Raw genomic sequence first — 7,565 nt, forward strand, 5'->3', positions numbered from 1 at the left:
AATAAAGCATTCAAAAGGGCAGTGCTAGCATGGATACTGATATCGGGCTGGAATAAGGCTGCTATTTTTTGGTATTCTTTTCCTCTGCTATAAACGAGATAGGAATCTGCTTTTGTTATTTGATCCCACTTACAATCTTCACCAGCGGAAATATTGAAATTGAGCTTCAGCACATCCTGAGCAATATCTTGCTTCATGAATGTTGATGGTACCAAGCTGCATTTGGAATTATTAATGGCCAGAATTTTTTTCGATGAATCTGTTGTTAATTCCTCTATTTCACTTTTGAGTTTGTCAGGATTGATATTGACTATTGGCTCTTGAAATGTGTAATGGTTTAAACGAACAAATTTTCCAGCTCGTTTATCAAAGCTTAAAAATAAAAGATGTTCCTGCATAAGTAGCAGGAACATATATAATTCTTTATTTTTATTTTCCTGAAATGATGGGGCTTCTATTGTATTAACCTCATACATTCTATTTCCAGTTTCCAGAAGTATTTACTTCTGTCATATCTCCTAAAATAAGCGGATGTTCTGGATCAAATGGTTTTGAGTCTGAAACCTGGAATACGTGTACATCAACTCCTCTCTGGTTAATTACACCTGCATCCAATTCGAAAAATGCTCCACTTGTATAGGGAATAATTCTCAATGAATCAAAGGCAAAATTCACAGGGAATTGTGTAGCGATTCTTTCATAAAGGGTGTCATAGCGGGTTACTTTTGTTGTATCATCCGGATCTCCAATCGTTTTAATAATTTGGATTGAATCGAATTTGCACACATAAATAAGTGTATCCCAGTCTTTAGCATATTTTCCTTTGGAATCTTTATAGGCAAATTGGGCAGTTCGTACATCTTCGAGCCTTTTTGTAATAGCATCTTTCTTAATTTTATTCTCTGCTTTTAGCTTTATAGGTTCACGAATAATTACAAACAACCAAATAGCTAGTGCAATTGCAACTGCAGTAAAAAGAAGGTTAAGGAACAATTTCATACGTCTACTTTTTTGAGCAAATATAATAATTACTACTCTTAATCAATATCAAGAAATAGAAAAAGTATATAGCCGCTGAGTATTTGTGTAAAGTCCTTTAGAACTTATGTTTCAAAGCAAAAAATAAAATCTGCTAATGCACAATTCTTCTTGCTTTTTCAATTTCAGCAAACATCTTTTTGGAAATTTCATCAACATTCCCATATGCTTTGACACTAAAAAACTTATTTTGCTTGGTATAATAATCGGCAACGGGTCGTGTAACTTCTTCAAACTCTTCAAGCCGATCAACAATTAAATCGGTGTTCATGTCGTATTTCCTTGAATTCTTCGTTTTGGCTCGTGCCGAAAGACGTTTAATAGCCTCCAGCGTTGATACTTCGAGGCTAACCACACAAGAAACACCAGAATTCATTTTCCGTAACATCCCATCTAAAATATAAGCTTGTACTAAAGTGCGAGGGTAGCCTTTAAATATAAAACCTCGAGCTTTGGGATTATTCTTTATTTTATTCTCAATGAGTTTGATGGCAATTTCATCAGGAACAATGGATCCTTTTTCCATAAATGGTAAAACCTTTTTCCCAATTTCTGTTTTCTTAGCCACTTCATTGCGTAGCATTTCACCAGTAGAAATATAAACCAAATCGTATTTCTTAGAAATTTCTAAAGCTTGAGTTCCTTTTCCTGCTCCGGGATATCCAAACAATACAATATTTAACCACGATTCTTGAATAACAGAATCAATCGCTGTGTTTAAGCGTTCAAAAACTTCATCAACGTCACCTATCCCATTGATAGGAATGTACACCTCTTTTTCTTTGTAAAAATCAGCTACAGGACTTGTTTTGTTGTCATATTCCTGTAATCTGAAATTAATAACATCAGGTGTATCATCTTTTCTTTTGGACGTTTTTGCACGGTCGAGTAAACGTTTTAGCAATTGATCTTTAGGAACTTCCAGACTTAACATGCAAGATAATGAAGCATTAAACTTCAGAAGCAATCCTTCCAAAATATAGGCCTGAACCATTGTTCTGGGAAATCCATCAAAAAGAAAACCGTTTAGATGTGTGTTTGATTTAATATTATTTTCAATGATTTGGACGATAATCTCATCCGAAGCTAATCCCCCTTTTTCAATGATGTCTTTTGCTTTTTTTCCGAGCTCGGTACCATCAGCAATTTCTTTTCGCAAAATATCTCCAGTAGCAATATAAGCCAGATTATATTTTTCTAATAATAATTTAGATTGGGTACCTTTTCCAGCACCTGGAGGTCCGAATAATGCAATGTTTAACATAAATTATGGATTAGATGGAAATAACAAAATTACTAAATATAATGGAATTCAGGTAGGCTAATACTGAAATAATTAGTGAAATTTTAGCAATTGGTTGAAAAAATTATCTGATTGAAAATACAAATAATGCATATATTTGTCAAGAGAATAAGACCTTATACTAACACTGATAATTTTGCTGAAATGACTGATTTTGATACCGCAAGTTGGACATATGAAGATTTTTTAGCTTTTGCCATGCTTTATGCTGCTAATGTTGATATTGATGTAGCAAGCAGAGAGAAGAAATTGATAATTGATAAAGTGGGTCGCGACAAATATGCATTAGCTTCAAAATGTTTCAATAGTTGCAACGACTACGAAAGACTTCAAACTATACTATCACTGAAAAGCCGATTTTATCCTAATGAAGAGGAAAAAGAAAAAGTTCTGAGGAACATTAAAGAACTGTTTCTGGCTGATGGTAAATTTGAGCAAATTGAAAAAAGCCTCCTGCTAAGTTTGAGGCGTTTCATGTAGTTAAAATTTTACTTTTAGGAGTAGTCTGACATCCGTTTTGTGATCTCCTGTAATCTCATTTAATCCACTTCCAATCTGTTGCCTGTCGACATATTTTGTTTGCGAAATTTTCAACCATACACTGCTTTTTGAATTGAGTTGATATTTACACAACACATAATATCGAGATCCACGTCCGTAAAAAGAATAGATACTAAAAGTTGACGGAACATCGTTTTCATACACATAAATGCGAGAATCATAGTTATTTGTATGAAACAAGGCATATCTCAAAGTTAATTTTAGTTTATAATTTAAGGCCACATAGCTTATATCCTGAAAAGTCAATATTCCACGGCTTGTGTTCTCCATAGCAAATTGGGAATATTCCAGCCGACTTCTAAAGGCAAAAGGCCCCATAATATTGTAGGTGAAATCGTAGCGCATTGTCAGTTTTCTTTCATCTACTACAGTGTTCATTTGCCCTTCATTTCCACTTAAGTTCTTTTCCTTAATTTGATATTTGAATCGAAGGTTATGTTTTAGTCGATAGCTTGGTGAATAATGCATGTCCATTAAATACTCATGGCCTTTGGTGGGCACATCTCGTTGATAATCAATCCATGGGAAATTGAACTGATCTACGTATAAGTCGATCTTGCAATTTGAAAATGGCGAAAAACTCAGTGCAAAATATAATCCGGATTCATTATTCACATCACCTGATTCCCGAAATGCATTAGCATATAATGTGTTGTAAGCTGGAGGATAATGTCGGTATAAGATTCCAGCATTAATTTCTGACCCAAGACTTAGCAGAGCTCCTGTTAAATGGGCAAATGCATTTCCATCGAAGGCACTTTCTCCAAAAAGAAAAAGGGATTTATATGCAAAAGCATAATCAAAACTGAGCTTGTAAAAATCAGATCCTGAAAAATCATAATATTGATAGGGTATGTGCTTTTGTTCGAATTCGTGACTGTATTTTCCCGTGATTGCTGATAATCCAAGCTTTAATTTGTCAAAGTTAACGAGTAAATGAGAGCCTAGCAATTGCTCTCTATTGCTGTTTTTCTTCTCAAGTTCAGCATCTGTTCGATGATATCCACTGTTGTAAAATGAGGTCAATATATGATCGTCATTTGTTAGTGTGTCGTTTTCCAGAACTGTTCCATCAATTCGTTTATTGGAGTAAAATGCTGTGAGCTCGAATTTTCCTAATTGACTTTGTATGGCAAAACCTCTTAAAAAGCTATTTTCGTTTACAGATTTGAAAGGATTAAGACGTTTTGAAGATTTATAAATATCAGTTACCAGCGGGCTTTTACCAAAACCAAAACCCGTATAGAAAGCTAATCCTTGACCGAAATTGATAGAATAATCTCCGATGGCCATAGCCGAGAATGGTCCTATATCTTTTAAAAATAAATGGGCTGAGTAAAAATCGAAACCCTGCTTTTGTGTTCCTGAGAAAAATTCTTCACCTGCATCTTTCTCCATGGTAATACCCAAACTATATTTTGAGCTATTGGACTGATTATAGCGAGTATAATACTTGAATGAATTCCCTTGATAATATGACTTTCCTGAATCTTGAACTGCTTCGTCCAAATAGCCAAGTTGGTCTTCCAAAACTGATTCAGTTTTCAAGATGAGTTCTTTACGGCTATATTTTAAGTCTGAAAATTTAAATTTTCGGGCTGCATATTTTGATTCTCCAACATAAACAAAAGGAATGAGAAGCACCAATGTTTCTTTATCCAAATCAGCCAGCGCCTTAAGTTCATATATACTTTTGAAACCATGATAGCTTTTTCTGTATTCAATTATGCTTTGAATTTGTTGTTGGCTAAGAAAAAATAATTCATTCAATTGTTCAACCTCTACTGTGTTCAGATTTAAGGGAGACTCAATAATGGATATTAATTGATCCTCAATTTCTGAATAATCAATTTCATTTTCATTGTTTTCAATTATCTTTTCAATGATTTTCTCAATGTGTTCGTAGGGATTGGTTTGTGCAAAAGAGGGGTGATATAAGAAGCAAATCACTATAAAGACTAATGCTTTTGTGAAATGTTTTTTATAAGGGGATATTCTGTTCAATTACCTGATTATTTAACAACGCATTAAATACTTACTTCTCAAAATAATGATCCAATGAAATACCGGGACTTATATCGAGTACTTGATGAAATTGTAAAGCCAAATTGATATTGATTTTTTTTGTAGATATTTCTAAACCAAAGGCACTTGCAAATGGATATGATTTTACGCTTGCCTGCATGCTCAATCTTTCACTAATTTGATAGACTAATCCTCCTTTAAAATTGAAACTGTTTATGGAACTATTTTCTAGTTCAGCAAGTAAAATTGAATTCTCACTAATCTGATAGGCTAAGCCAATACGCATTAGCGTAGGAATTCGCTCGTTATTTGATTTGTTGTAGCGAGATGATGTTGGATTAAATACATGCACACCCAAAGAAGTTTTTTCATTCATTTTAAAATATAGTCCTATCTCACCACAAAAACTAAATGCGCTACCATACTCAGCTGTGAAACTTCGTATTAAATTCAATTGCATACCAGATGAGAAGTTGTTTCCCAGCTTTAAGGCATAGGCCAATCCAAATTTCTGTCTGGAAAACAGCACCGATTGATTGAACGAATAAATACTTAATCCTAAAACTCCTGCTTTTTCGAGAGGATATGTAAATGCCAGAGCTCCTGTGTTTAATTCCTTCAATCCAAACTTATTTTCAGCAAAAACGCCAATAGCTTTATTATCCGAAAAGGCCATGGCAGCCTGGTTGTTAAACACAGCCCAAAGATTGGAAAACGTTAATGAAGCATCTGATAATGCTTTGCTTTTTGCTCCTGCTGAATAATTATCATATTGAGCAAAGAGTGATTGGTAGAACAAAATAATTAATACTACAAAGAGGAATTTTTTCATTTTTCATGAAGGTTCTAATGCCTTTGAGAATATGTATGTTTTTCAAATTTAATAAATTTCTATGCATTGAGGATATGCAATTGAAATGCTTGATTACTTCAACACATGTAAATGCAATTGACTAGTTTCAAAAGATTACGCTAAATAGCAGGTGTTTCCCAATATATAATTCACATATGAACAATGCTAGTGTTCATTTATTCAATATCCTGAAATTCAACTAACACGCGGCTCTTTTCATTCAAGCCAATAAGTCTGCTTGCATTGCCTTTATTAATAGCTATTTCAAGTAAACCCGAAGAACCAAATAAACAAAGCGCATCTCCTTCTGCTACATCAGAATAATGTGAAGAGATATTGTCGACCTGTTCTTTTCTGCTAAAAAAAATGATAGCTTTCCTTTCGTTTCCATAGCGTTCAAAATGGGAACGATTGATATTGGTTATTGCATTACCATAATTATCTACATAAAGAATCATTCCTCGTATCATATTCTGTTCGAGTAGTGGTTTTACTGCACTGATGGTATACATTTCAGGAATTATGGTTCCCAGATTTTTCAATTTATAATCCTTAACCAATTTGCAGGCAGCCTTTGCAAGCACGAAGTGGAGAGGAAATATTTTTTCTTCAGGTTTTGGTAATTCAAGCTTAACGATTTTATCAGCATTTCCATCTGTTACCAGAGAAATTACACCATTATCTTTTGCAATAAAAAACTGTTTATGATAGGATACAACGATATAATCATCATTGGTTTCAATATTCGATTCAATATTAATTAAATGAATGCTGTTATCTGGGAAATTTTTATAGCAATTTTTAAGAATATAAGCTGCTTCTGCAATATTGAATGGTTTGATGAGATGTGTAATATCAACTAACGATACAGGAGATATATTGCTGTGTATATATCCTTTGACTATGGGGACATAGTAATCCCTATATCCAAGATCTGTTGTTAGTGTAATTAAGGCCATAATAGTATCAAGATAATCCCTGATGCAATGCAAAAATCCAAATAAATGATTGATAAAAATGGTATTGCCAGCAATTAATTTTATTTTTGATCATTCTAAAAAGCAGAATTTGAAAGAAATAACAATAAAAGTAGGATTACAAAATCCGGTTGATTTTTTTGGTGTCAATAATCAAAAATTCAAAATAATTGAAGATGCCTTTCCATTAGCGACCATTGTGAATCGTGGAGACGAAATAAAGGTAACTGCCGAACTTGAATTAGCAAAAGAAATAGAGGACAAAATTGAACAATTAGTTGACTTTGCTGAAAAGCATACTGAATTATCAGAGGAGCATATTCGTGAAGTTTTGGGTGGAAGTGTTGAGCTGATTGATGTTGAAAATGAGGATGACAATCTGATTTTGTATGGACGAAATAATAAAAAAATTAGAGCCCGAACTGCCACACAGTATAAATTAATTAAAGCAGTTAGAGAAAGTGAAATTGTTTTTGCAATTGGGCCAGCAGGAACCGGAAAAACATATACTTCGGTGGCTTTGGCAGTTAAAGCACTAAAAAGTAAGGAGGTCAGGCGAATTATTTTGACAAGACCAGCCGTAGAAGCTGGTGAAAGCCTTGGTTTTTTGCCCGGAGATATGCGGGAAAAGATCGATCCTTATTTACGTCCGTTATATGATGCTTTGGATGATATGATCCCGGCTGAAAAGCTGCAGTTTTATCTTGATCGAAAGATTATTGAACTGGCTCCTTTGGCATTTATGCGAGGTAGAACGCTTGATGGTGCTTTTGTGATACTAGATGAAGCCCAAAACTGTTCTGATTTG

Annotated in this window: 8 protein-coding genes; 2 read left to right on the plus strand and 6 right to left on the minus strand. The window is 34.0% G+C overall.

The features are described 5' to 3' along the window. The 3 genes from HOG71_14405 to HOG71_14415 all read right to left on the minus strand — a co-directional run. Positions 1–413, minus strand: a 413-nt coding sequence (locus HOG71_14405; GenBank protein ID MBT5992040.1) for a DUF3822 family protein, incomplete at its 3' end; no start/stop codon positions are given. A 64-nt stretch (positions 414–477) separates the two neighbouring features. Continuing rightward, the gene (locus HOG71_14410; GenBank protein ID MBT5992041.1) at positions 478–999 is read right to left on the minus strand and encodes a hypothetical protein; all 522 of its coding nucleotides are present in this window, start codon (positions 997–999) and stop codon (positions 478–480) included. Between the two features lie 133 nt (positions 1,000–1,132). After that, on the minus strand, positions 1,133–2,302 hold the full coding sequence (locus HOG71_14415; GenBank protein ID MBT5992042.1) for an adenylate kinase: 1,170 nt from the start codon (positions 2,300–2,302) through the stop codon (positions 1,133–1,135). 126 nt (positions 2,303–2,428) lie between these two features. On the opposite strand from HOG71_14415, the gene HOG71_14420 reads away from it, so the two are divergent. Next, on the plus strand, positions 2,429–2,821 hold the full coding sequence (locus tag HOG71_14420; protein ID MBT5992043.1) for a hypothetical protein: 393 nt from the start codon (positions 2,429–2,431) through the stop codon (positions 2,819–2,821). Here HOG71_14420 and HOG71_14425 read toward each other — a convergent pair whose 3' ends face one another. The 3 genes from HOG71_14425 to HOG71_14435 form a co-directional block, all read right to left on the minus strand. Continuing rightward, the gene (locus tag HOG71_14425; GenBank protein MBT5992044.1) at positions 2,822–4,906 is read right to left on the minus strand and encodes a helix-hairpin-helix domain-containing protein; all 2,085 of its coding nucleotides are present in this window, start codon (positions 4,904–4,906) and stop codon (positions 2,822–2,824) included. 31 nt (positions 4,907–4,937) lie between these two features. Then, complete coding sequence (locus HOG71_14430) at positions 4,938–5,759, minus strand: hypothetical protein (protein MBT5992045.1); 822 nt, start codon at positions 5,757–5,759, stop codon at positions 4,938–4,940. Between the two features lie 197 nt (positions 5,760–5,956). Continuing rightward, positions 5,957–6,739 carry an SAM-dependent chlorinase/fluorinase gene (locus HOG71_14435; GenBank protein MBT5992046.1) on the minus strand — a complete coding sequence of 261 codons (783 nt, stop codon included), beginning with the start codon at positions 6,737–6,739 and terminating at the stop codon, positions 5,957–5,959. 109 nt (positions 6,740–6,848) lie between these two features. Between HOG71_14435 and HOG71_14440 the strand changes: the two genes are divergently transcribed. After that, the coding region (locus HOG71_14440) for a PhoH family protein (protein MBT5992047.1) at positions 6,849–7,565 on the plus strand (717 nt) is incomplete at its 3' end.

This window comes from Bacteroidota bacterium (genome assembly GCA_018698135.1).
Classification (GTDB): domain Bacteria; phylum Bacteroidota; class Bacteroidia; order CAILMK01; family JAAYUY01; genus JABINZ01.